General features: G+C 62.7%; 24 protein-coding genes and 1 tRNA gene. 14 read left to right on the top strand and 11 right to left on the bottom strand.

Going from position 1 to position 21,354, the window contains the following annotated elements; translation table 11 throughout:
- The first annotated feature begins 8 nt into the window (after nucleotides 1-8).
- Together BGO80_RS06310 and BGO80_RS06315 are read left to right on the top strand one after the other, a co-directional pair.
- A complete protein-coding gene (locus tag BGO80_RS06310; RefSeq protein ID WP_286720080.1) occupies nucleotides 9-917 on the top strand; it encodes a TIM barrel protein in 909 nt (302 codons plus the stop codon).
- A gap of 114 nt (nucleotides 918-1,031) precedes the next feature.
- Nucleotides 1,032-2,285 (top strand): TIGR03862 family flavoprotein, encoded by a 1,254-nt coding sequence (locus tag BGO80_RS06315; protein ID WP_286720083.1) that lies wholly within the window; start codon nucleotides 1,032-1,034, stop codon nucleotides 2,283-2,285.
- A gap of 6 nt (nucleotides 2,286-2,291) precedes the next feature.
- Here BGO80_RS06315 and BGO80_RS06320 read toward each other — a convergent pair whose 3' ends face one another.
- Together BGO80_RS06320 and BGO80_RS06325 are read right to left on the bottom strand one after the other, a co-directional pair.
- On the bottom strand, nucleotides 2,292-2,843 hold the full coding sequence (locus BGO80_RS06320) for an ActR/PrrA/RegA family redox response regulator transcription factor (RefSeq protein WP_126149880.1): 552 nt from the start codon (nucleotides 2,841-2,843) through the stop codon (nucleotides 2,292-2,294).
- Between the two features lie 26 nt (nucleotides 2,844-2,869).
- A complete protein-coding gene (locus tag BGO80_RS06325; RefSeq protein WP_286720087.1) occupies nucleotides 2,870-4,198 on the bottom strand; it encodes an ActS/PrrB/RegB family redox-sensitive histidine kinase in 1,329 nt (442 codons plus the stop codon).
- A gap of 142 nt (nucleotides 4,199-4,340) precedes the next feature.
- On the opposite strand from BGO80_RS06325, the gene BGO80_RS06330 reads away from it, so the two are divergent.
- Nucleotides 4,341-4,793 (top strand): DUF2852 domain-containing protein, encoded by a 453-nt coding sequence (locus BGO80_RS06330; RefSeq protein WP_286720089.1) that lies wholly within the window; start codon nucleotides 4,341-4,343, stop codon nucleotides 4,791-4,793.
- 68 nt (nucleotides 4,794-4,861) lie between these two features.
- On the opposite strand, the gene BGO80_RS06335 is transcribed toward BGO80_RS06330, so the two are convergent.
- Nucleotides 4,862-5,674 (bottom strand): undecaprenyl-diphosphate phosphatase, encoded by an 813-nt coding sequence (locus tag BGO80_RS06335; protein WP_286720092.1) that lies wholly within the window; start codon nucleotides 5,672-5,674, stop codon nucleotides 4,862-4,864.
- A 106-nt stretch (nucleotides 5,675-5,780) separates the two neighbouring features.
- On the opposite strand from BGO80_RS06335, the gene BGO80_RS06340 reads away from it, so the two are divergent.
- From BGO80_RS06340 to BGO80_RS06355, 4 genes are all read left to right on the top strand, one after another.
- Complete coding sequence (locus BGO80_RS06340) at nucleotides 5,781-6,458, top strand: glutathione S-transferase family protein (protein WP_126149876.1); 678 nt, start codon at nucleotides 5,781-5,783, stop codon at nucleotides 6,456-6,458.
- A 118-nt stretch (nucleotides 6,459-6,576) separates the two neighbouring features.
- Nucleotides 6,577-7,710 (top strand): tRNA epoxyqueuosine(34) reductase QueG, encoded by a 1,134-nt coding sequence (gene queG, locus BGO80_RS06345; RefSeq protein ID WP_286720094.1) that lies wholly within the window; start codon nucleotides 6,577-6,579, stop codon nucleotides 7,708-7,710.
- Nucleotides 7,710-8,585, top strand: a complete 876-nt coding sequence (locus tag BGO80_RS06350) for an SDR family oxidoreductase (protein WP_286720097.1) — start codon at nucleotides 7,710-7,712, stop codon at nucleotides 8,583-8,585. Before queG ends, BGO80_RS06350 begins: the two co-directional genes overlap by 1 nt.
- Nucleotides 8,582-9,235 (top strand): GNAT family N-acetyltransferase, encoded by a 654-nt coding sequence (locus BGO80_RS06355; RefSeq protein ID WP_286720100.1) that lies wholly within the window; start codon nucleotides 8,582-8,584, stop codon nucleotides 9,233-9,235. The genes BGO80_RS06350 and BGO80_RS06355 overlap by 4 nt, the downstream gene beginning before the upstream one ends.
- A 15-nt stretch (nucleotides 9,236-9,250) precedes the next feature.
- On the opposite strand, the gene BGO80_RS06360 is transcribed toward BGO80_RS06355, so the two are convergent.
- Nucleotides 9,251-10,015, bottom strand: a complete 765-nt coding sequence (locus BGO80_RS06360) for an alpha/beta hydrolase (protein ID WP_286720103.1) — start codon at nucleotides 10,013-10,015, stop codon at nucleotides 9,251-9,253.
- 156 nt (nucleotides 10,016-10,171) lie between these two features.
- Between BGO80_RS06360 and infC the strand changes: the two genes are divergently transcribed.
- The 4 genes from infC (at nucleotide 10,172) to BGO80_RS06380 (ending at nucleotide 13,871) form a co-directional block, all read left to right on the top strand.
- Nucleotides 10,172-10,708, top strand: coding sequence for a translation initiation factor IF-3 (infC, locus tag BGO80_RS06365; RefSeq protein ID WP_126149872.1), 537 nt, complete (start codon nucleotides 10,172-10,174; stop codon nucleotides 10,706-10,708).
- A gap of 119 nt (nucleotides 10,709-10,827) precedes the next feature.
- Nucleotides 10,828-11,976: a winged helix-turn-helix domain-containing protein gene (locus BGO80_RS06370; RefSeq protein WP_502686548.1), complete on the top strand. Its 1,149-nt coding sequence runs from the start codon at nucleotides 10,828-10,830 to the stop codon at nucleotides 11,974-11,976.
- Between the two features lie 66 nt (nucleotides 11,977-12,042).
- Complete coding sequence (gene pncB / locus BGO80_RS06375) at nucleotides 12,043-13,350, top strand: nicotinate phosphoribosyltransferase (protein ID WP_286720109.1); 1,308 nt, start codon at nucleotides 12,043-12,045, stop codon at nucleotides 13,348-13,350.
- 257 nt (nucleotides 13,351-13,607) lie between these two features.
- Nucleotides 13,608-13,871 carry a hypothetical protein gene (locus BGO80_RS06380; RefSeq protein ID WP_286720112.1) on the top strand — a complete coding sequence of 88 codons (264 nt, stop codon included), beginning with the start codon at nucleotides 13,608-13,610 and terminating at the stop codon, nucleotides 13,869-13,871.
- A 7-nt stretch (nucleotides 13,872-13,878) separates the two neighbouring features.
- On the opposite strand, the gene BGO80_RS06385 is transcribed toward BGO80_RS06380, so the two are convergent.
- The 5 genes from BGO80_RS06385 to tsaB form a co-directional block, all read right to left on the bottom strand.
- Nucleotides 13,879-14,124: a hypothetical protein gene (locus tag BGO80_RS06385; protein WP_286720115.1), complete on the bottom strand. Its 246-nt coding sequence runs from the start codon at nucleotides 14,122-14,124 to the stop codon at nucleotides 13,879-13,881.
- Between the two features lie 80 nt (nucleotides 14,125-14,204).
- The gene (locus BGO80_RS06390) at nucleotides 14,205-15,023 is read right to left on the bottom strand and encodes a lysophospholipid acyltransferase family protein (protein ID WP_286720117.1); all 819 of its coding nucleotides are present in this window, start codon (nucleotides 15,021-15,023) and stop codon (nucleotides 14,205-14,207) included.
- Nucleotides 15,024-15,025: 2 nt separating this feature from the next.
- The gene (locus BGO80_RS06395) at nucleotides 15,026-15,418 is read right to left on the bottom strand and encodes a Fur family transcriptional regulator (RefSeq protein WP_286720745.1); all 393 of its coding nucleotides are present in this window, start codon (nucleotides 15,416-15,418) and stop codon (nucleotides 15,026-15,028) included.
- A gap of 88 nt (nucleotides 15,419-15,506) precedes the next feature.
- Nucleotides 15,507-15,986 (bottom strand): ribosomal protein S18-alanine N-acetyltransferase, encoded by a 480-nt coding sequence (gene rimI, locus BGO80_RS06400; protein WP_286720119.1) that lies wholly within the window; start codon nucleotides 15,984-15,986, stop codon nucleotides 15,507-15,509.
- Nucleotides 15,983-16,609, bottom strand: coding sequence for a tRNA (adenosine(37)-N6)-threonylcarbamoyltransferase complex dimerization subunit type 1 TsaB (gene tsaB / locus BGO80_RS06405; RefSeq protein ID WP_286720121.1), 627 nt, complete (start codon nucleotides 16,607-16,609; stop codon nucleotides 15,983-15,985). Before tsaB ends, rimI begins: the two co-directional genes overlap by 4 nt.
- 194 nt (nucleotides 16,610-16,803) lie before the next feature.
- On the opposite strand from tsaB, the gene lnt reads away from it, so the two are divergent.
- Nucleotides 16,804-18,420, top strand: a complete 1,617-nt coding sequence (gene lnt, locus BGO80_RS06410; RefSeq protein ID WP_286720124.1) for an apolipoprotein N-acyltransferase — start codon at nucleotides 16,804-16,806, stop codon at nucleotides 18,418-18,420.
- Between the two features lie 75 nt (nucleotides 18,421-18,495).
- Here lnt and BGO80_RS06415 read toward each other — a convergent pair.
- Nucleotides 18,496-18,580 (bottom strand) — tRNA-Leu (locus tag BGO80_RS06415).
- A gap of 293 nt (nucleotides 18,581-18,873) precedes the next feature.
- On the opposite strand from BGO80_RS06415, the gene BGO80_RS06420 reads away from it, so the two are divergent.
- Complete coding sequence (locus BGO80_RS06420) at nucleotides 18,874-19,866, top strand: complex I NDUFA9 subunit family protein (RefSeq protein ID WP_286720126.1); 993 nt, start codon at nucleotides 18,874-18,876, stop codon at nucleotides 19,864-19,866.
- A gap of 317 nt (nucleotides 19,867-20,183) precedes the next feature.
- Here the strand turns inward: BGO80_RS06420 and BGO80_RS06425 are convergent, their stop codons facing one another.
- Entirely contained in the window at nucleotides 20,184-20,480 is a 297-nt protein-coding gene (locus BGO80_RS06425; protein WP_286720129.1) for an integration host factor subunit alpha, read from the bottom strand.
- A 197-nt stretch (nucleotides 20,481-20,677) separates the two neighbouring features.
- Between BGO80_RS06425 and rirA the strand changes: the two genes are divergently transcribed.
- Nucleotides 20,678-21,154 carry an iron-responsive transcriptional regulator RirA gene (gene rirA, locus BGO80_RS06430; protein ID WP_126149862.1) on the top strand — a complete coding sequence of 159 codons (477 nt, stop codon included), beginning with the start codon at nucleotides 20,678-20,680 and terminating at the stop codon, nucleotides 21,152-21,154.
- Nucleotides 21,155-21,354: the final 200 nt, after the last annotated feature.

Raw genomic sequence — 21,354 nt, forward strand, 5'->3', positions numbered from 1 at the left:
CCCCAAACATGGGCAATATCATCGGAACCGGTTTCAACGTGTCGTCGGCTGATGGCGAAATCGAGAGCATGCACGAAGATCTGCGGGCGCTGGCGGAGATAGGCGTCGACACCGTCGAGCTCGGCATCACCGGCGTCGACATCATGGCCGGCGGTCGCATCATTCCCGAACGCATGCAGCGTCTGCTTTCCAGCACCAGCCAGTTCGATTTCCGCTACACTGTCCATGGCCTGGTCTCTTCCAACTTCATGGACCCGGTGACGCAGCGTTACCAGCTCGACGCTGCCAAGGCGCTGGTTGAACTCTGCGACCGCGTCGGCGCCCGAGTGCTGGTGCAGCATGGCGGCAACCTGCGCGCCGACCAGATCGACGAACGTGCCGGCGCGGATGCGCGGGAACGCGAAGCGCTGACCGAACTGGCCGAATTTGCTCGTCCCTATGGCGTACATATTGCGCTCGAGAACATCTTTACCACCGAGCCGGGCCAGTATCGCCAGACCCCGGCGCAGGTGGCCGAGACGGTCAAGGCCGTCAACCACCCCAATGTGGTGGCGCTGATCGACTTCAGCCACGCCTATATCGAAAGCACCTATCGCGGCCTCGATTTCTTCGCCGAGATTGCCGCCATGGCTCCGGTCACCGGACATCTGCATGTTCACGACAGCTTCGGTCGTCCGCAGGGGTTCTTCCGCGGCTACCACGTGCAGGAAAACACCGCGCTGGGCATTGGCGATCTGCATATGCCGCTGGGATGGGGTGATATCGATTGGGAGCGCATTTTCTCCGAACTCACCTTCTTGCCCGATACGGTGCTGATGATGGAAATCGGCCGCCGCTATCGTGCCGAACAGCCGGCAAGCCTTGAGCGCGCCCGGGCCCTGGCCGGTCTGCAGCCAATGATGCAGGCGGCGCAGTAACCGCTGCGTTTTACGATCTCAGTGCGGGGGCAGGCTGCTGACGCGGCCCGCCCTTTGCCTTTCCTGTCCGCTGTGCCAAGAGAGGCGTGAATAGATCCACGCACGGGACGCAGCATGGCAGGCGCCAGAATCGGCATTATCGGAGGCGGCCCGGCCGGGCTGATGGCGGCGGAGGCCGCGGCCGAGCAGGGCGCCGAGGTGGTGGTGTTCGACGCGATGCCGACCCTTGGTCGCAAGCTGCTGATGGCCGGCAAGTCGGGTCTCAACATCACCCATTCCGAGGCCGAACCGGCATTCACCGGCCGCTATGGTGCCGCCAGTGCGCGGCTGTCGACGGCGCTTGCGGCGTTCGGCGGCCCCGCCTTGCGCGTCTGGTGTGAGGGGCTGGGGATCAAGACTTTTGTCGGATCATCAGGGCGGGTGTTTCCCGAGGTGATGAAGGCGTCGCCGCTGTTGCGGGGGTGGCTGGCCAGGCTGGCGGGGCAGGGCGTGAGCTTCAGATCCCGGCATCGTTGGGTGGGGTTCGACGGCGATGCCGTTGTCTTCGAAACGTCCGAAGGGCGGCAGGTCGAGCGCTTTGATGCGCTGGTCCTGGCACTGGGCGGCGCGAGTTGGCCGCGACTGGGCTCAGATGGACGCTGGACCGGCATTCTCGCCGACAGTGGCGTGTCGCTGACGCCGTTCCGCCCCGCCAATTGCGCCTTCGAGCGCGCTTGGAGCTCGATTTTCATTGAGCGTTTTGCCGGGGAGCCGATCAAGCCGGTGGTCGCCACCAGCGCCATCGGCAGCGTGCCGGGGGAATTCGTGATCAGCCGCTGGGGCGTCGAGGGCAGCCTCGTCTATGCCCATGCGGCGGCGCTGCGCGATGCTATCGCGTGGGACGGCGCTGCGACCCTGACACTCGATCTGGTGCCGGGGCGCGATGTCGAGCGACTGGCGCGTGATCTTTCCCGACAGCCCGCCAAGGCCAGCTTTGCCAACCGCTTGCGCAAGGGGGCGGGGCTTGATGCTGTCAAGGCTGGCCTCTTGCGCGAAGTGGCGCCTGAGGCAGCCAGCCTGCCGCCCGAGGCCCTGGCCAACCTGATCAAAGCGCTGCCGCTGGTGCTGGCGTCGACACGGCCGATGGAAGAGGCGATTTCCGTTGCTGGCGGCGTCGACCTTGCCGGTATCGACGAAAATTTCATGCTTCGACAAATGCCGGGCGTGTTCGTCGCCGGGGAAATGCTGGATTGGGAAGCGCCGACCGGCGGCTATCTGCTCACGGCGTGCTTCGCCACCGGCCGCGCGGCAGGGCTGGCGGCGGCGCGCTATGCTCAAGGTTGGCGCTGTTCGGGCGCCAGCCCTCGGACGTGCCGAGGGCAGAAGTGAACGGTGTCAGCGCGGCGCGCGCTTGGCCAGAATGCGCTGCAGGGTGCGGCGGTGCATGTTGAGCCGGCGCGCGGTTTCCGAAACATTGCGGTCACAAAGTTCGTAGACGCGCTGGATATGCTCCCAGCGGACCCGGTCGGCCGACATCGGATTTTCCGGCGGCTCCGGCTTGTCTTCGCCCGTGGCCAGCAGCGCGTTGATGACGTCGTCGGCGTCAGCTGGCTTGCTGAGATAATCCATGGCGCCCAGCTTGACTGCGGTCACCGCGGTGGCGATGTTGCCATAGCCGGTGAGGACAACGGCGCGCGCCTCGGGGCGCTTCTGGTGCAGGGCCGAGACCACGTCGAGGCCATTGCCGTCTTCCAGGCGCAGATCCACCACCGCATAAGCAGGGGGACGTTCGCTGACGGCCGCCAAGCCTGCCGCCACTGTGCCGGCGATACGCACTTCAAAGCCGCGGCGCGCCATGGCGCGCTCGAGGCGGGTCAGAAAGGCCGCGTCGTCGTCGACGAGCAGGAGGCTCGGATCGGCAGCCAGAAGATCTTCGATCGTACTCATGGCTTCTCCATATGCTGTTGCCGGCTCTACGTCAAAACGCGACTGTCGGATTGTGCGGCAAAAGCGCTGCGGGGCCAGGTGATGGTTACCCGCGCATGGCCCGCGGGCTGGTCATTGTCGAATTTGAGCCGCGCGCCGGTGCGCTCGAGCAGAGTTTTGGCGATGAAGATGCCGAGCCCCAGGCCGCCGGGCTTGTGAGAATCGCTGCCCGCCGGGTCGCGTGGGCGGCTGGTGAGATAGGGCTCGCCCAGCCGCGCGATAAGCTCGGGGGCAAAGCCCGGACCATCGTCGGTGATCGAGACGCTGATAGTGCTCTGGTCCCAGCCACTTTCGATGCGGACCGTCTGGCGGGCGAAATCGGTGGCGTTCTCGATGAGATTTCCCAGTCCATAGAGCAAGCCGACGCTGCGCGGCAGCACCGGTGGCAGGCCGGCGGCCTTTTCCGAATAAAAGAGAATGACCTTGCCGCGCCCCTCATGCGGGCGCGCCACTTCGGCCAGGATATCGGTCAAGGGTGCCTCGGCAAAGGGGTCGGCCGGGTCGCTGCCCAGATTGCGCAGCTTGGCGAGAATGGCGCGGCAGCGCGCGGTCTGTGCGATGATGAGTTCGACGTCCTCGGCCAGCGGGCTGCCTTCCTCGGCTTCGGCGCGCATTTCCTTGGCAGCCAGCGCAATGGTGGAAAGCGGCGTGCCCAGTTCATGTGCTGCGGCGGCAGCGAGGCCATCGAGGGCCGAAAGCTGCTCCTTGCGCGACAGCGCCAGTTCGGTGGCCGCTAGCGCGTCGGCGATCTGGCGCGAATCATGGGCCACGCGATTGGTATAGGCGGAGATGAAGACCACGCCGCAGATGATCGACACCCAGATGCCGATGACATAGATGCGGTTGAAGACGATGATCTCGCCGGGAGCCCAGGGCAGGGGCAGGTGCAGCACCGATATAAGGGAGGCAATGGTCGCCGCGAGGACGGCGATCAGCAGTGCCTGGCGTTGCGGCAGTGTTGTCGCCGAAACTGAAACCGGCGCCAGCAGCAGCAGCGAGAATGGATTTTGTAGACCCCCGGTCAGCGCCAGAAGGCCACCGAGTTGGCAGAGGTCGAAGGCCAGCAACAGGGCGGCGAAGCGCGCGGAGAGGCGCAGCGAATTGCCATGGCGCAGCACTAAACCAATATTGAGTGCGGCCGAGAGGGCGATCAGCGCCAGGCACTGCCAGAGAGGCAATGGAAAGCCCAGGCCCCATTGCACGAATAGCACGCCGATGGTTTGCCCGGCGACAGCCAGCCAACGCAGCAGCACCAGCGATTGCAACCGTAGGGGACGCCAGCCGGGCGGGCGGGCGAGATCGGGTTGATCGGTCAATATGGCCTCCCACTCGGCTCAACGGGCCGGCGCATAGGAAATGCCGGGGCCCATTTCAAGTCAAAAAACTCCATAGGCACAGGCTTGATCCCACCCCCTTGAGAACCACCTATCAAGCATCGTGACTGGGAGACGAAACGACATGAACACAGCACTTATCAAACCGCAATGGTCCCCTCTGACCATCGCTCTTATGGTCATCGGCTTCATCCTGTTCTGGCCGCTGGGCTTGGCAATGCTCGCCTACATCCTGTGGGGCGAGAAATTTGGTGGCTCTGCCGAAAAGGCGCAGGCCTACTGGAACAAGGGATGCAGCTATATGCGCAACAACAAGCACCAGGGCTTCGGCCCGACGCGCCACACCTCGTCCGGCAATGCCGCGTTCGACGACTACCGCGCCGAACAGATGCGTCGTCTCGAGGAAGAGCGTGCGCGGCTCGATGCCGAAATCGACGCCTTCCACGAATATATGGCCAACCTCAACAAGGCCAAGGATCGTGAAGAGTTCGACCGCTTCATGAGCGAGCGTCGCGGCAATCGCCAGGGTTATGGCGACAATGGCGAGCAGAACAACAATTGGGGCCATAACGGCTAAGCCGGCCCCAATTTCTCCGACCTCCTCCTGACGAATGACTGGCGCCCCCAAAAGGGGCGCCTTTTTTGTCAGAGGCCGAAAACCAGGATGGCGATGAGCCCGGCGCCACCCACCAGGATGCGCCACCAGGCGAAGGGGGCGAAGCCATGTCGTGACACGAAATCGAGCAGGTATTTGACTACCAGGGCGCCGACCACGAAGGAGGCGGCGAAGCCGATGGCGATGTTGAGCCCTAGGCTCATGTCGATCAGCTCGCGGCTTTTATAGAGATCATAGCCGAAGGCGCCGATCATGATCGGCAGGGCGACAAAGAAGGTGAACTCGGCCGCCGAACGTTTGGAGGCGCCGAATAGCATGGCGCCCACGACGGTGGAGCCGGAGCGCGACACGCCTGGGATGAGGCTGAGCACCTGAAACAGGCCGACGACCAGCGCCAGATACCATGGGAACTGATAGATATCGTCGTAGCGCACCGTCTTGGGCATGCGGTCCACCGCGAGAAGAACGATGCCGCCGATCAAGAGGGAAATGCAGATCACCAAGGGCGATTCATAGATCACCTGCTGGATGTATTCGCGGAACAGAACGCCGATGATTACCGCAGGAATACAGGCGATGATTACCGCGACCGCAAAGTGCCAGGCATAGGCTTTGCCGGTCAGCGCGTCGCGGATCAGCACGCCCAATTTGGCGAAATAGATGGTCAGAACCGCCAGGATCGCCCCAAGCTGGATCAGCACGATAAAGGTGGCCGGCTGGCTGAGGCCGAAGAAATGACCGGCCAGCAGCAGGTGCCCGGTGGAGCTGACTGGAAGGAATTCGGTAAGCCCTTCGATAATTCCCAGCACCAGCGGCACAAAAAGACCTTGATCGACGTTCATCTGATCCCCTAACTCGTTTTTTCGGATCGCATTGCCACCTGCTCTTAGTCCTGTTCGCAATGGGCGCCAAGGCGGCGGCGATCAACAGCCAGCAGAGCGTCATTTCATGCCAACACTCGTGCATTATCCCCTTGATCCGGCGTCTCGCCTCATTCGGCTGATGTGTGCCGAATATGGCGTGCCCCTGGATGTCGAGGAGGTGCGTCCCTGGTTGCGCGACGAAAATCTGCTGGAGCTCAATCCGGCCGCGACCTTGCCGATCCTGTTCGGCGACGCCGACACGCCGATAGTAGGGATCATGGCCTCGATCCATGCGGTGGAAGATTTTTACACGCCGACTGCCGTGCAGGGCCTGTTCCCCGCCGACCCCTATGTGCGCGCCGAGATGTGGCGGCTGGTCGAATGGGTGCTGATCAAGCTCAATGATGAAGTGACGCGCTATCTGCTCGAGGAAAAGATTGCCAAGCGCGACCAGCGCGGCGCCACCCCGGAGCCGTCGGTGCTGCGCGCGGCCAAGGCCAATCTGGGCGAGCACATGCTCTATTTCAACTGGCTCCTCGCCAGTCGCAACTGGCTGGCGGGTGACGATATGAGCCTCGCCGATTTTGCGCTTGCCGCCCATCTTTCGACGCTGGACTATATGGGTGATATCGACTGGTCAAAGTCGCCGGAGAGCCGGGACTGGTATGCCCGGCTCAAGTCGCGCCCGGCCTTTCGCACCCTGCTCAACGACCGCGTCGTAGCCATGCCGCCGTCCAAGGGCTATGCAGACCTGGATTTCTGATCGTCTGCAATATGTCCCCTACACCGGCTCGTCACCCTCGGGCCTGACCCGAGGGCGTTTGCGATGATGGAAAAGCCTTCCGGCCAAGCCTGAGAATGACGATCTGGGAGTGTGAAGGTTGCGCGTTCCCTTGCTTGATCCGCAAAAACTGATCGCCGAGGTCAGGGCCCGTGCCGAAGCCTTGGGCTTTGACGCCTTCGGCATTGCGCGCGCCGATGCCCGGCCCGATCTGCCGGAGAAACTTGCTCATGCGCTGGCCGAGGGCTGGCACGCCGACATGGAATGGATGGCCGAGACCGAGGAAAGGCGCGGCGACCCGCGTCGACTTTGGGCGGAAGCGCGCTCGGTGATCCTTCTGGGCGTCAATTATGGGCCAGAAACTGACCCGATGGCGCTGCTTGCGGAAAAGAATATCGGCATCATTTCGGCCTATGCCCGCAATCGCGACTATCATGACATCATCAAGGGTCGGCTCAAGGAGCTCGCCGGGCTGATGGCGCGGCGTCTGGGTTCCGATGTCAAAGTGTTCGTCGATACCGCGCCGCTGATGGAAAAGCCTCTCGCAGAGGCCGCGGGGCTGGGCTGGCAGGGCAAGCATTCCGTGCTGGTCAGCCGGCAGTTCGGTTCCTGGCTGTTTCTGGGCGCCATTCTGACCGATGCAGAACTGCCCCCTGACACGCCTGGCGCCGAAAGCTGCGGCTCTTGCACGCGTTGCCTCGATATCTGCCCAACCGATGCCTTTCCCGCTCCCTTCCGGCTGGATGCGCGAAAGTGCCTCGCCTATTATTCGGTCGAGCACAAAGGGCCCATTCCGCGTGAATTTCGTGTGGCCATGGGCAATCGTGTTTATGGTTGCGATGATTGTCTGGCCGTATGCCCATGGAACAAATTTGCCAGCGTCAGCCGCGAAGCCAAATTGCGCAGCCGGGCCGAATTCGAACGACCAGCACTTGCCGATCTGGTGCTGCTGGACGATGCCGGCTTTCGCGAGCTGTTTTCGGGCTCGCCGGTCAAGCGCATCGGTCACGCCCGGTTCCTGCGCAATGTGCTGATCTGCCTCGGCAATTCGGACAATGCCGCGCATTTGCCTGCCATTCTCACGCGGATGGACGATGCTTCGCCCCTGGTACGGGGTGCCGCGATCTGGGCACTGCGCCGGCTCGACCCGCAAGGGGCCGATGCGGTAAGGCAGGAGCGGTTGGCGCAGGAAAGCGACGCCGACGTGCGCGAAGAATGGAACGGAGCGGTGTGATGGCGACCTTGTTTTTCGGCCTTGGTTTTTCCTCGCAGGCCAGCGCCAGAGCCATGCGCGCTTCTGGCGGTTTCGCGCCGATCTACGGCACGGTGCGGACACCGGAAAAAGCCATAGCGCTGACCGGGGAAGGGGTCACCGGGCTGGTGTTCGATGGCACCCAGGCCTCGCGTGAGGTGAGTGAGGTATTGCGGGGCGGCACGGTTGGTCATGTGGTGCTCTCCATCGCGCCCGATGCCGATGGCGATCCCGTGTTGCGCGAGCATCGCGCCGATCTCGATGCGGATAGCGCGCTGGAATGGCTCTGCTATTATTCGACGGTCGGGGTCTATGGCGATTTTGGCGGCGCGTGGATCGACGAGAGTGCTGAACTGGTGCCGCGCAATATGCGCTCGGATTATCGTGTCGTGGCCGAGCAGCAGTGGCGTGACTATGCCGCCGAACGCGGTGTGCCGCTTTGCATCCTGCGTTTGGCAGGGATTTACGGACCGGGGCGCTCGAGCTTCGACAAGCTTCGAGACCGAACGGCGCGGCGGATCATCAAGCCGGGACAGGTGTTCAACCGCATCCATGTCGAGGATATCGCCCGCGTCACCATGCTGGCAGCGCAGAAGCACCTCGCTGGAACTTTCAACATGGCCGATGACGAACCGGCGCCGCCCCAGGACGTAATCGCCTATGCTGCCGACTTGATCGGGATGGATGTGCCGCCCGACCTGCCCTTCGAGACGGCGGAGATGACGCCGATGCAGAAGAGCTTTTACCGCGACAATAAGCGGGTTTCCAACCGCGCCATCAAGACGGCCCTGGGCATTGAAATGCTCTATCCCAACTATCGCGCCGGCCTTGCCCAGATACTGGAGAGTGAACAATGAGCCTCACGCCCGCCAAATCAGCACCCCAGCGCGTCGTGCTGGATGGTCGCTATGTGCGGCTGGAACCCATCGAGGATCGGCACGCCGCCGATCTTTATGCCGTCTCGAGCCTGCCGGGTGGGCCGGAGCGCTATCGCTGGCTTTTTAGCGACGCCCCGGCATCCCTGGCCGAGATGAAGGCGCGGATCGAACAGGTCAATGCCGGGGCGGACCGGTTCGTGGCCATCATCGACAAGTCCAGCGGCAAGGCTGTGGGCCAGCAGGCCTGGATGCGTATTCGTCCCGAACATGGCTCGATCGAAATCGGCGGGGTCTATTGGGGCCTGCCAATGTCACGCACCCGCATGGCCACCGAAGCGCTGTATCTGTTTGCGCGTCACGCCTTCGATGATCTCGGCTATCGCCGGTTCGAGTGGAAATGCAATGTCCGCAACGAACCGTCCAAGGCGGCGGCGACGCGTTTCGGCTTCGTGTTCGAGGGCATTTTCCGCCAGGATATGATCCTCAAGGGCGAGAGCCGCGACACGGCATGGTTCTCCATCCTGGATGGCGAATGGCCCGCACTGCGCGCCGAATATGAGCGCTGGCTATCGCCAGAGAATTTTGACGCAGCGGGGCAGCAGAAGACCAAGCTGGCGATAAGGCAATAGGCCGCTATTGCGCTGCTAAACCAGCTCCAGGACCGCTTTGCGCAACACTGCAAGGTCTTCCTCGCGGCTCAGACGGTGGTCGCCATCTGGGATGCGGGTGAGTGTGGCAGGATCGTGCAGCAGATGGGTCAGGAGCTTTTCGGCATGGGCAGGCGGAACGTCCGGGTCCTTGCCGCCCTGCAGGATGTGGATGGGACAGCCGGTTTCGATGACGCTGCCGAAAAGGCTGTGGTTGGCGCCATCGGCGATCAGTCCGGCGGTGTAGCGATAGGGGCCGTCGCCATAGGCACTTTCTCGGTCAAAATAGCCCACTTGCTCGAAATCGGCCTGCTGCTTTGCGGACATGCGGGCAGGGATCAGGGTCGATGTGGCGTCAACGGCCGGGGCGATCAGCACCAGGCCCTTGAGTGGGGTGCCGCGCGCCAATTGCCGGCGGGCGAGGAGTAGCGCGATCCAGCCGCCCATGGATGAACCGCAGACGATCTGCGGGCCCGCAGTCGTTGCGAACACGGCCTCTGCTTCTTCCAGCCAGCGGCTGATGGTGCCGTCATCGAAGGCGCCGCCCGACGCCCCATGGCCGGAATAGTCGAAGCGGGTGACGGCAAGACCCCGTTCCGCCCCCAGAGCATCGAGCGCCTTGGCCTTGGCGCCACCCATGACCGAGCGGAAGCCATTGAGCCAGAAGAGGCCAGGCGTCGCGCCCAGGCGTTGTTCTACGGCAATGCTGCGCGCCGCCAGTCCACTGCCCAATTCTATGGAAAATCGCTTGATGGAACTCATGAGGAGCGCGTGACATTTCCCTTGCGAAGCAAGACAGGGTATAAGGGGCGCAAGACCTCAGAAAATCGCTGATTGCGCCAGTTGACTTCTGCTGCCGCTACCACGATTTTAAGGCCGATTTCACCCCCTGGCACAATAGCATAAGGAAAGCTTGCCATTCGCCGTCCCATGAGACCCGTGGCGCCCCAGAAAGATGGGCCGCTTGCCAACGAGGATATTACCAGCCCCGACGTTCAGCTGATCGATGCTGAAGGGGAAAACCGGGGCATCGTACGCACCCGCGAGGCGCTGGCCGAAGCGCAGGAACAAGGTCTTGATCTTGTCCTGATCGCCGCCAATTCCAATCCGCCCGTGGCCAAGATGCTCGATCTTGGGCGTTACAAATATGCGGCGCAGAAGAAGGCCGCCGAAGCGCGCAAGAAGCAGAAGGTGATCGAGGTCAAGGAAGTTCAGCTCCGGCCGAACATCGATGACCATGACTACCAGACCAAAATGAAGGCCGTGCAGCGTTTTCTGGACGAAGGCGACCGCGTCAAGGTCACCATGCGTTTCCGTGGCCGCGAAATGGCCCACCAGGATTTGGGCATGCAGCTTCTGATCAAGGTCAAGGAGCAGACCGAGGCCATTGCCAAGGTCGAGAGCCAGCCGCGCTCCGAAGGCCGCCAGATGGTGATGGTGCTGGCGCCCAAGTGAGCCGCCAGGCATTCAGATTTTGAAAAAGCGGGTCTGCGGGCCCGCTTTTTTATTGGTTGTTTCCGGGTTGGTGTCTCAGCGCCGTTCCTCTATTGTTCTCGCATCTGCAAGGGGAATCAATCGTGGCAAAGCCTGCGCCTGTTTTGTCGAAAGCTGCGGCCCGTGCGCTCTGGTTGCGTGCGCAAAGGCTGGACGAGGCTGCGCCCTTCGGTGCGGGTCCGCAGGCAACGCTTAAGGCCATCGCGCATCTGGGCTATGTGCAGATCGACACCATCAACGTCATCGAACGGTGTCACCACCATATCCTGTTTTCCCGCATTCCCGACTATGCGCGCGCCGATCTGGGCCAGCTGCAATCGGCGGAAAAGTCGATCTTCGAATATTGGACGCATGCGCTGAGCTACGTGCCGGTCGAGGATTTGCCGTTCTTCGTGCCGGCGATGAAGGCCTATCGCACCAATCCGAGCGCCTGGTTCGGTTCGGTGACCAAGACGGAGGTTGCGGCGATGAAGAAGCGCCTGCGCGAGCAGGGGCCGCTTTCCATCCGCGATATCGACGATGACGAGCTGGTCGACAAGACCCATCTCTGGGCCAGCCGCAAACCCTCCAAGCGCGTGCTGCAACTGATGTTCTATCAGGGTCTGGTGGCGATCTCGGGGCGCGACGGCATGCTCAAGACCTATGACCTGGTGGAGCGGCATTTCGGCTGGGAGACGAGCCCCAAGGCGGCCACCGAGCGGCAGGTGACAAACTATCTGCTCGATCGGGCGCTGCGCAGTCAGGGCGTCGTCAGTCTTGATTCCATCTGTCATCTCAATGCCCGCGCCAAGACGGCAGTGCGCGAAGTCATCGAGGCCCGGGTGAAGCGGCGGCAATTGGTGGCGGTGTCGCTGGACGGTGTCGAGACCGTGTCGCACTGGACCACGCCAGCGGCGCTCGAGGCGCCGCCGCTGCAGGCGAGCGGGCGCGTGCACATCCTCTCGCCCTTCGATCCGCTTATTATCCAGCGCAAGCGTCTCAAGCAGTTCTTCGATTACGACCACATCTTCGAGGCCTATGTGCCGGCGGCCAAGCGCCGCTATGGCTATTTCGCCCTGCCGGTCGTCGTCGATGATCGCGTCGTTGCTGCAATCGATCTCAAGACCGATCGGCAGGCGGGCAAGGTGCTGGTGCAGAAATGGAGCTGGCTCGAAGAGGTCGGGCAGGAGACCAGGATTGCCATCGATAGCGAACTTAACCGCTTCGAGCGCTTTCAACTGGACGCCTGAGGCGCGGGGCGGCTTTCCTTTGCGCGGCGGCGCGCGCTACAACCTCGGGGCGACGTGGGGATTGCAATGGCGACTTATACTGATATTGCGCGGCGGGTTTACAACCATACCTTCAAGCTCGACCCGATCGTGCGGAGCCTGCTCGACACCGATTTTTACAAACTGTTGATGCTGCAGATGATCTGGGGGCTCTATCCCAAGGTCGAAGCGACGTTCAGCCTGATCAATCGCACCAGATCTGTGCGACTGGCCGAAGAGATCGATATCGACGAATTGCGGGCCCAGCTCGACCATTGTCGCAGCCTGCGCTTTTCGAAGAAGGAAATGATCTGGCTGGCCGGCAACACCTTCTACGGCTCCAAGCAGATCTTCCAGCCCGGCTTCCTGCGCTGGCTGGAGAATTTCCAACTGCCCGAATACCGGCTGGAAAAGCGCGATGGCCAGTTCATCCTCGAATTCCCCGGGCTCTGGGTGGAAACGACGATGTGGGAAATTCCGGCACTGGCGATCATCAACGAGTTGCGTTCGCGCGCGGCGCTCAAGCACTACGGTCCCTTCGCGCTCGACGTGCTCTATGCGCGCGCCAAGGCCAAGATGTGGGAGAAGGTGGAAAGGCTGCAAAAGCTGCCTGACCTCAAGATTTCCGATTTCGGAACACGGCGGCGGCATTCCTTCCTCTGGCAACGCTGGTGCGTCGAGGCTCTGAAGGAAGGGATCGGCGAGAACTTCACCGGCACGTCCAATGTCAAGCTGGCCATGGATACCGATCTGGAGGCCTTGGGCACTAATGCCCATGAGCTGCCGATGGTGTTGGCGGCGCTGGCGCGGTCAGACGAGGAGCTGCGCGAAGCGCCCTACCGCGTATTGCAGGACTGGAAGAGCTATTATGGTGGCAATCTCCTGATCGTGCTGCCCGACGCCTTCGGCACGGATGCCTTCCTGCGCGACGCGCCGGACTGGGTCGCCGACTGGACCGGCTTCCGTCCGGACAGCGCGCCGGCCATCGAGGGCGGCGAAAAGATCATCGATTTCTGGCGGGCGCGCGGTCGCGATCCGCAGGAGAAGCTGCTGATCTTTTCAGATGGGCTCGACGTCGACATGATCGAGGAAGCCTATCTGCATTTCGACGGCAAGGTGCGGATGAGTTTCGGGTGGGGCACCAATCTGACCAATGATTTCGAGGATTGTGCGCCTGGCCCCAATCCGGGCCTCAAGCCGATTTCCATTGTCGCCAAGGTCAGTGAGGCCAATGGTCGCCCGGCGGTAAAGCTCTCGGACAATCCAGCGAAGGCCACCGGCGACACGTCCGAAATCGAGCGCTATATCAGGGTGTTCGGCGACAATGGACGGGTGGAGCACGCCGTCCGGGTGTAGAGTGTTCTGCCGGCCGCGACAGGGCGTTGCGCCCTGCTTTTTTCAGGTGAAGCCGGCAGACTTTTTGCGTCTCGTCGCACCCAAGATCGTGGAAAGTCTGATTGGCGCCTCATTTCGCCCGCCTTGCCGGCTCAAACGGGCGGGCTGATTTGTCTTTTGTTTTCGCCTGTGGAGAACCCTCTGGCGGTGTCGCGGGTTAACGACCCGTGAACTTCCGCGGACCACTGTGTCCATTGGGGGCTCCACTGGAGCCAAGTATGCCTATTGAACTCATCGATATTGCCGTGGCTGAACGCCATGCCCACCCCAGCCTCTCGGACCGGATCACTGGAAAAGTCAGGGCGGTGCTGAGCGAAACCATAGGCGGCCGCGACCAGCAGCATGAAATACTCGTCCCGGTGTGGACCGACCGCAATGCAGCAATGACCGATGAGGATGTCGACCTGGCGCTATTGGTCAAGGCTGCCGATATCGTTGGGCGACTGAAGCAGCGGCTGGCGCCACCTCAAGACGAGGCCTGAGCCTTGCCTATTGGCCCTGGCGGGCCAGTTCTTCGAAATAGCGCCGTTGGGTGTCCGAAAGGCCGGCGGTGCGGCGGGCCATCTCTGGGGACGTCGTCTGCGCCACCGGGGCGTGGTAGCGATAGGCCGGAGCGGAGGCGAAATGGGCCGCGCGTTCTTCGAGGCGCCGGGCCGCGCGTTGACGTTCGTCGCGGAAGAACCAGACCGTGACCGAGATCACCAACGCCCAGATGATGACGAGCTGAAAAGTCATGTTGCGCTCCATTGCGATGGAGCCACACATAGATAATGAACCGTTAACGGCAAAGCGAAGTCGCCTGTTAGGCTTAACCGCTAAACTTGCTCCGATTGTGCCGTCGGCGCGGGCAGGGTGCCGGTGCGGTTGAGGGCGACAAGCATGGCGCGCACCTGCTGTTCCGCCGCCTTGGTCACGGCCTTGCGGTCGCTGCCGGCGGTAAGCGGCATCGGCGTGCCGAAGGCAACGGTGACGTCCTTGACCGGGCCCCCCAGGATTTCGCTGATATTCTGCCCGACCGATTTCGACTTGATCCAGGCGATCAGCGAACGCTCATTGCGGCTGACTGGCAGGCCCTGCAGCCTGGTATAGGCAATGGTGAGCGGCTGGATCAGCACATCGGTGGCACCGGCCTCGATCATGGCGTGCTGAGCAGCGCCGACCAGCGCCGAGCGGAATGGCAGGACGTGGGTGCCGATATCGGACTGCCCCTCGGCAAACAGCAGCACCGCATTGCCGCTGGCCATATGCGCACCCATGGCCTGGGCGGTACGCCCGGCATCGGTGCGGCGCGTGCGATCGACATATATGGTCTTTTGCAGATTGGCCATCAGGCCGACAAAGGGCCAGTCGCCGACTTCGCGCTTGGCCACGAAAGTGACATCGGCCACCGAGCCGATGGCCACGATGTCGGTCCAGGAGATGTGGTTGGAGACCAGCAGCGTGGGGCGCCCGGTTGAGGGTTCGCCGAGGAGCGTCACACGCAGGCCGAGGAACTTGCAGCCCAGCTTATGAAAGAGGCGCGGCAATATCGGCCAGAAAGGGAGCCGCAGCGCCACGATCAATGCCTGAAGCGGGATTACCACGATCAGGAACGGCACGAGGACGAAGATGAAAAACAGCGAGCGGAACAGCATTCTCAGTCGGCCTTGGGACCCGACGGTTCGGTGAGGGGTACGGCATAAAGTTCGAGGCGATGGTCGATCAGCCGGTAGCCCAGGCGCTTGGCAATCAGCTCCTGGATGGCCTCGATCTCCTCATTGCGGAACTCGATGACCTTACCGGTGCGAATGTCTATCAGGTGGTCGTGATGTTCGTCGGGGATCAGTTCGAACCGCGCGCGACCATCCTTGAAATCGTGCTTGGTGATCAGCCCTGCCTCTTCGAAGAGGTTGACCGTGCGATAGACGGTCGACAGCGAAATGCGCGCATCGATGCTGGAAGCACGTCGATAGAGTTCTTCGACGTCGGGGTGATCGGAGCTGTCCTCGATCACCCGGGCAATGACGCGGCGCTGATCGGTCATGCGCATGCCGCGCTGCACGCAGGCCTCTTCGAGCGTCGGTTCGGAAGGGTTCCGGCTCAAGCCATCGCTCCTTGTCTGAGGATTTGTCTTGGGGTTACCCAAGATCGCGCGCCATGACAAGCGCAGTGGCTGCAGACCCGTCAGGACGGGGATAATAGCCCTTGCGTGTTGAAATGCGCACAAAGCCAAGTTTTTCGTAGAGTCGGATGGCTGCCATGTTCTGTTCGTCGACCTCGAGGAACATGCGCCGGGCCGGTGACAGCATGAGATCGGCGAACACGGCCTGCATCAACGCTCGCCCCAGGCCCTTGCCGCGCCATTTGGGATCAACGGCGATGCTCAAGAGCTCGGATTCATCGAGAACGGTGCGGATAACAGCAAAGCCGGCCATACGCCGTTTGGCATCGCAGGCGATGTAGATGGGCGTCGCCTTGTCGTCGAGAAAGCGGGTGAACTCCTCGGAGGGCCAGCCGCGGAAGAAGCTCTGGGCATGGATGCGTGCCAGGTCCTTGGCATCTTGGGATTCCCCCGGTTCGATATGCAGGCCCGCCGGTGCCATCCAGAGCTTGATCATGGCTGGCGCCTCGGAATGCGCGAGGCGTCCTGCGGCTTGGCATCGGCATCGCGCACATAGGCGGCGTGGGGTGGATAGTCGGCCGGGTCGGCTGTGGCCGCAAAGCGGGCCATGGCGCCGATATCGACAAAGGGGGACTCGATGAGCGTCGAGTCGGGGACAATGGCGGCGCGCGCCTCGGCCATGGGCAGCAGGCGCGGGCCCTCGGCGCGTCGGCCCGGGGCCGGGAAGGCTTCGAAATAGGCTTCGTCGCGGCGGGCATCGAGCAGCACCGTCACCGGGCCCGAGGAGGCCCCGAGCGAGAGTGCAAGCAGGCTGGGTATGCCAAGTACCGGAATGGCGCGGGCCAGGCCCAGGCCGCGGGCTGCCGAGAGCCCGATGCGCAGGCCGGTGAACGAGCCCGGCCCGGTGGTGGTGGCGATGCGTTGCAGTTGCGCATAAATGACGCCGTTGCGCGTGAGAAGCGTGTCGACGCGCGCGAACAATAGCTCGGCATGACCTTTGGCGATGTCCTCGACCAGCGTATCAACCCGGCCGTCGCAGCGCAGCAAGGCCAGTTGCAGGCGCGGCGCGGCCGTGTCGATGGCAAGGGTCAGCGGCTGCGGCACGACATCATCACTCAAGGCGCAAACTCCCTGGCCCTGCGGCGACTGGCCTTTGCGTGAGGCCGGGGCTTGAGGGCCGGCGGGCCCATCACGAGCCCTGCGATATTGTCCAGCACTCCTAGCCCTGCACCGGGCCCAAGTCCACCGCCTTGACGCCTCATCCGCGCGCGACCACCTTGCGGCATGACCTCTGATTCGCTCCCCATCCGCGCATGACCTGGCTGGCCAATTTCACCATGCTTAGCCAAGGCTGGCGCCGCTTTGTGCTCCTGTTCGTCGCGGGGGCGGTCGCCGGGCTTTCGGTTCCCCCCTTCTTCATTCTGCCAGCCTTGTTCATCGCCATGCCGATCTGGGTCTGGGCGCTTGACGGCGCTGAACGGCGGCGCGGGTGGCGGCGCTTGTTCGGGCCGGCATTCACCATCGGCTTTGCCTTCGGCTGGGGGTATTTCCTCGTGGCTTTCCACTGGTTGGGGGCGGCTTTTTTCGTCGATGGCGGCTGGGTCCTGGCAGCCATGCCGCCGGCCATCGCCGCGCTGGCCGCGATGATCGCGCTGTTCTGGGGCCTCGCCTCGGCACTGGCGCATCTGACCTGGAGCCATGGCGCGGCGCGCATCTTTGCCTTGACCGGCTGGCTCACCGTTGCCGAGTTTGCGCGCGGGCATGTCTTGACCGGCTTCCCCTTCGATCTTCTGGGCTATTCGCTCACCGGCACCGACGAAATGATGCAGCTGGCGTCGGTGATCGGTGTCTATGGCCTGACATTCCTGGCGCCTCTCCTCGCCATGACGCCTGCTTTGGTGTGGCCCGCCGATGACAGGCCGCTAAGCCGGCGGTTGGCGCCGTTCTTCCTGGCGCTGGCGGTGATTGCGGCACAACTTGGCTATGGCTGGAACCGGTTGGCGGGAATCACCGCGACGGAGCGGCAGGACATAACGTTGCGGCTGGTGCAGCCGCTGGTCTATGAGCATGCAGATTTCGGCAATGTCGATGCGGCAGCGCTGATCGACCGACTGCTGATGCTGTCGGATATGCGCATGAACCCGAACGACCAGGGTTTGGCCGATATCACGCATCTGGTGTGGCCGGAATCGAGCGTGCCGTTCTTCCTCTCCACCTATCCGGACGCCTTGGCGCGCATTGCCCGCATGCTGCCCGAACAGACCGTGCTGCTCGCCGGCGTGCCGCGCCAACCCTATAGTCTTGAGGTCGGCACCAAGCGCGAGCCGCCCTATAATGCTGTGATCGCCGTCAACACCGATGGCGAGGTGATTGCCAGCTATGACAAGGCGCATCTGGTGCCGTTCGGCGAATTCTTGCCCTTTGCCGACCTGCTCAAGCAGATCGGTATTACCCAGTTCGTGCCGGGGGCCGACGGGTGGTCGCATGGCGATGCCAAGCGGCGGTTGATGAGCGTGCCCAATACCCCGGCGATGCTGGTCCTGATCTGCTACGAGATCATCTTTTCAGGCGATCTCGGCGATGTGCAGGGCGCACAATTCCTGCTCAATGTCACCAATGACGCCTGGTTCGATGGTTCGATCGGGCCGGCTCAACATGCCCACCACGCGCGGTTGCGGGCGGTGGAAGAGGGGATGAGCCTGTTGCGGGCGGCGAATACCGGGCTGACTTTTGCCACTGATCCGCTGGGGCGGATCACCGCCGAGCTGGTGCCGGGGCAGATGGGGGCGCTCGATGTGCGGCCGCACCAGAAGCTGGCGACCACGGTGTTCGCGCAAGTGCGCCACTGGCCATTGCTGATCGCGGTGCTGGCATCGCTGCTGATCGGGTTTGTCGGTGCGCGGCTGGGGCGGCGGCGCCTACCGCAATAGGCCGCCGAGCCGCTGCGGGGCCAAAAACAAGAAAGCCGCGCAAGCCATTGAGGCTGCGCGGCTTTCTTGCAAAATTGGTGCCCAGAAAAGGACTCGAACCTTCACGCCTTGCGGCACACGGACCTGAACCGTGCGCGTCTACCAATTCCGCCATCTGGGCGACGGCCGTGTAACTAGGGGGCCATAGCCGCAATGTCAATGCGGATTTGCGGGTCTTGTGAAAATCCTTGTGCGATGACCAATTGACCTGTGGGTAAGTGGTCTGATGCCACCAAATATCGCCTCCAGTCCGGCGCACAATCCGCAGAGATGACCGCGTTATGAACGAAAGATGAATGCGTGTCCGATGAGGACGCGCGCGACATAAGTGAAGCCCCTTCCGGCAAGGCTCGACAGCGGCGCGGCCAGTGCGCTAGAAGCGGGCGATATCGACCGCATGACCTGGAGCCCACCATGGATCGTCTCGCCCCCAAGCTGGTTACCATCTTCGGTGGTTCGGGATTTGTCGGCACGCAATTGGTGCAGCTGCTGGCGCGCCAGGGCCATCGCGTCAGGGTGGCGGTGCGCCGTCCGGATCTGGCCGGTGACGTGCGCATGTTCGGCAGCGTCGGCCAGGTGCTGCCCATCCAGGCCAATCTGCGCAACGAGGCCTCGATCCAGCGCGCCGTTGTCGGTTCCGACATCGTCATCAATCTGGTCGGCATCGGTCATGAAAGCGGCAAGCAGCGGTTCGAAGCCGTGCATGTCGAGGGCGCAGGTGCCGTTGCACGTGCCGCCAAGGCCACCGGCGCGACCAGAATGGTGCATCTATCGGCGCTCGGCGTCGACAAGGCGGCTGAAGTCAGCGCCTATGCCAAGAGCAAGCTCGATGGCGAAGCTGCCGTGCTGGCAGCCTTTGCGGATGCGATCATCCTGCGTCCCAGCCTGATCTTCGGGCAGGACGACGGCTACACCAATCTCATGGGCGGACTGTCCCGCGTGTTGCCGTTCATGCCCCTGATCGGCGGCGATACACTGCTGCAGCCCATCTATGTCGGTGACGTGGCCGAAGCTTTGGCCAAGGCCGCCGAAGGTGCGGTCAAGGGTGGACGCGTCTACGAGCTGGGTGGTCCCGATGTCGAAACGCACAAGGCGTTGATGCAGCGCGTGCTGCGCGAATCCGGCCGCAATCGCCCGCTGGTCCCAGTCCCCGCCGGGCTCGCCAAGCTCGGTGCCGGACTGCTTGGCGTCCTGCCGTTCAAGCCGCTTGTCACCGCCGACCAGATCGAATTGCTCGGGGTCGACAATGTCGTCTCCGAAGCGGCGATCAAGGACAAGCGCGGGATCGAGGCCTTCGGCATTGCGCCCAAGAGCATGGACACGGTCCTGCCCACCTATATGTGGCGCTTCCGCCGCAATGGCCAGTTCGACCGCGATGCCGAGAACGGCACGGGCCTGACGGCTTAAGGGCCGGCTGTGGCGCATTTGCGCCGCTGGTGAAGTGGCATCATTTCCAACCGAGCCGCTCGGCTCGTTGGAAATGAGGTCCATCGTCCCTAGGCTTGAGGGCGCTGCATACCCCCACCCAACCTCCCCCTGAAGGAGGGGGAGGGGCCGCATCGCGTTTGCGGTGCGATGCTGCCAAAGGCAATGGCCGCCTCCTCTGGCCCAAAAGACTCCAGTGCTGCGTGGTGGCTCGCCGACACGCCCTGGCGTCGAGCCCGAGGGCGACAGGGTGCTTGTTGCCAGCGCAGTTGAAATGATCTGCAAGAACGCGAACGGGCTTACCGTTTGAGGTCGTCGAGGGTCTGGCGCAGGTGCTGGCCGGGGGTCAGCACGACGGTGCTGCGGGGGGAGATGGTGTGTTCTTTGCCGGTGCGCGGGTTGCGGCCAATGCGTTCGGCGCGGGCGCGGACCTGAAGCGAGCCAAAGCCGGTAAGCTTGACCGTTTCACCCTGCATCAGCGTCTCGCCAATGATCTCGAACATTCGGTCGGTCAGCCGTGTTGCCTCGGCCTTCGACAGGCCCGCCCTCTGGGCTACCGACTCGCTCAAATCGGCGCGCGTGATCGTCTTGCTCACCTGGTCACCTCTCCCCAGATAAGTTCATATTGTGAACTTATTACGCTGTCCAGTGTGCCGTGTGCCGCTTTGCGCGGTGAAAAACATGATTGGGCGCTTCAGGATTAATTGACATTTTTTAGAATGGTTATAAGTTACGAGGGCAACAAGACGAAAACGCGGATGCCGCGTAGCCCTCTGCAACAGGATATTGCCTCGTGAGACTGACCCGCCAATCCAACTATGCCATCCGCACGCTGGTCTATTGCGCCGTGAACGAGCCGGGCCTGAGCCGTGTCGCCGAAATCGCGCGGGCTTATGGCATCTCCGAATTGTTCCTGTTCAAGCTGATCAAGCCGCTGGTGGAAAACGGGCTCCTGCAGACCGTGCGCGGACGTCATGGCGGCATCAAGCTGGGCAAGCCGGCCGAGCAGATCACGCTGCTGGAAACGGTGCGTCTGACCGAAGAGAACTTCGCTTTGGCCGAGTGCTTCGAAGATGGGGCCGACTGCCCGCTGATCGGGGAATGCGATCTCAATAGTGCACTGCGTGAGGCGCTGGGCGCCTTCTTCGAAGTGTTGAGCCGCCATACCATTGCCGACCTGGCCAAGAAGAAGCGCTCGATCCGCGAGCGGCTGGGCATCACCACGGCAGAGGCGGTCAGCGAGAGCGTGGCGGCGATTTCCGCAGCCTGATCGAAAATCTGACAACAAAACTCAAATATGAGTTTGACAATCAAGTTTAGTCATGGTTGATAGGGGTCATGGCGCTTCCGACCCCTTGGGGCCTGTGGGTCGGACGCTGTAACGACGGGGCTTGCTGCTGCCGTCTCCCCGGGCCGGCCAGGATCCTCAACGTCCTGTCCGGCCTTTTTCTTTTATCGGCCTGCCGATTG

This window comes from Devosia sp. 63-57 (genome assembly GCF_001899045.1).
Taxonomy (GTDB): Bacteria; Pseudomonadota; Alphaproteobacteria; order Rhizobiales; family Devosiaceae; genus Devosia; species Devosia equisanguinis.

Excerpts from the sequence above, each read along its gene's own strand:
- BGO80_RS06315 (WP_286720083.1), top strand. The coding sequence starts at position 1,032 with ATGGCAGGCGCCAGAATCGGCATTATCGGAGGCGGCCCGGCCGGGCTG.
- pncB (WP_286720109.1), top strand. The coding sequence starts at position 12,043 with ATGGCGACTTATACTGATATTGCGCGGCGGGTTTACAACCATACCTTC.
- BGO80_RS06390 (WP_286720117.1), bottom strand. The coding sequence starts at position 15,023 with ATGCTGTTCCGCTCGCTGTTTTTCATCTTCGTCCTCGTGCCGTTCCTG.
- BGO80_RS06380 (WP_286720112.1), top strand. The coding sequence starts at position 13,608 with ATGCCTATTGAACTCATCGATATTGCCGTGGCTGAACGCCATGCCCAC.
- BGO80_RS06395 (WP_286720745.1), bottom strand. The coding sequence starts at position 15,418 with ATGCGCATGACCGATCAGCGCCGCGTCATTGCCCGGGTGATCGAGGAC.
- BGO80_RS06420 (WP_286720126.1), top strand. The coding sequence starts at position 18,874 with ATGGATCGTCTCGCCCCCAAGCTGGTTACCATCTTCGGTGGTTCGGGA.
- BGO80_RS06360 (WP_286720103.1), bottom strand. The coding sequence starts at position 10,015 with ATGAGTTCCATCAAGCGATTTTCCATAGAATTGGGCAGTGGACTGGCG.
- BGO80_RS06340 (WP_126149876.1), top strand. The coding sequence starts at position 5,781 with ATGCCAACACTCGTGCATTATCCCCTTGATCCGGCGTCTCGCCTCATT.
- BGO80_RS06320 (WP_126149880.1), bottom strand. The coding sequence starts at position 2,843 with ATGAGTACGATCGAAGATCTTCTGGCTGCCGATCCGAGCCTCCTGCTC.
- BGO80_RS06310 (WP_286720080.1), top strand. The coding sequence starts at position 9 with ATGGGCAATATCATCGGAACCGGTTTCAACGTGTCGTCGGCTGATGGC.
- rimI (WP_286720119.1), bottom strand. The coding sequence starts at position 15,986 with ATGATCAAGCTCTGGATGGCACCGGCGGGCCTGCATATCGAACCGGGG.
- lnt (WP_286720124.1), top strand. The coding sequence starts at position 16,804 with ATGACCTGGCTGGCCAATTTCACCATGCTTAGCCAAGGCTGGCGCCGC.
- BGO80_RS06350 (WP_286720097.1), top strand. The coding sequence starts at position 7,710 with ATGGCGACCTTGTTTTTCGGCCTTGGTTTTTCCTCGCAGGCCAGCGCC.
- BGO80_RS06330 (WP_286720089.1), top strand. The coding sequence starts at position 4,341 with ATGAACACAGCACTTATCAAACCGCAATGGTCCCCTCTGACCATCGCT.
- BGO80_RS06335 (WP_286720092.1), bottom strand. The coding sequence starts at position 5,674 with ATGAACGTCGATCAAGGTCTTTTTGTGCCGCTGGTGCTGGGAATTATC.
- BGO80_RS06385 (WP_286720115.1), bottom strand. The coding sequence starts at position 14,124 with ATGACTTTTCAGCTCGTCATCATCTGGGCGTTGGTGATCTCGGTCACG.
- BGO80_RS06355 (WP_286720100.1), top strand. The coding sequence starts at position 8,582 with ATGAGCCTCACGCCCGCCAAATCAGCACCCCAGCGCGTCGTGCTGGAT.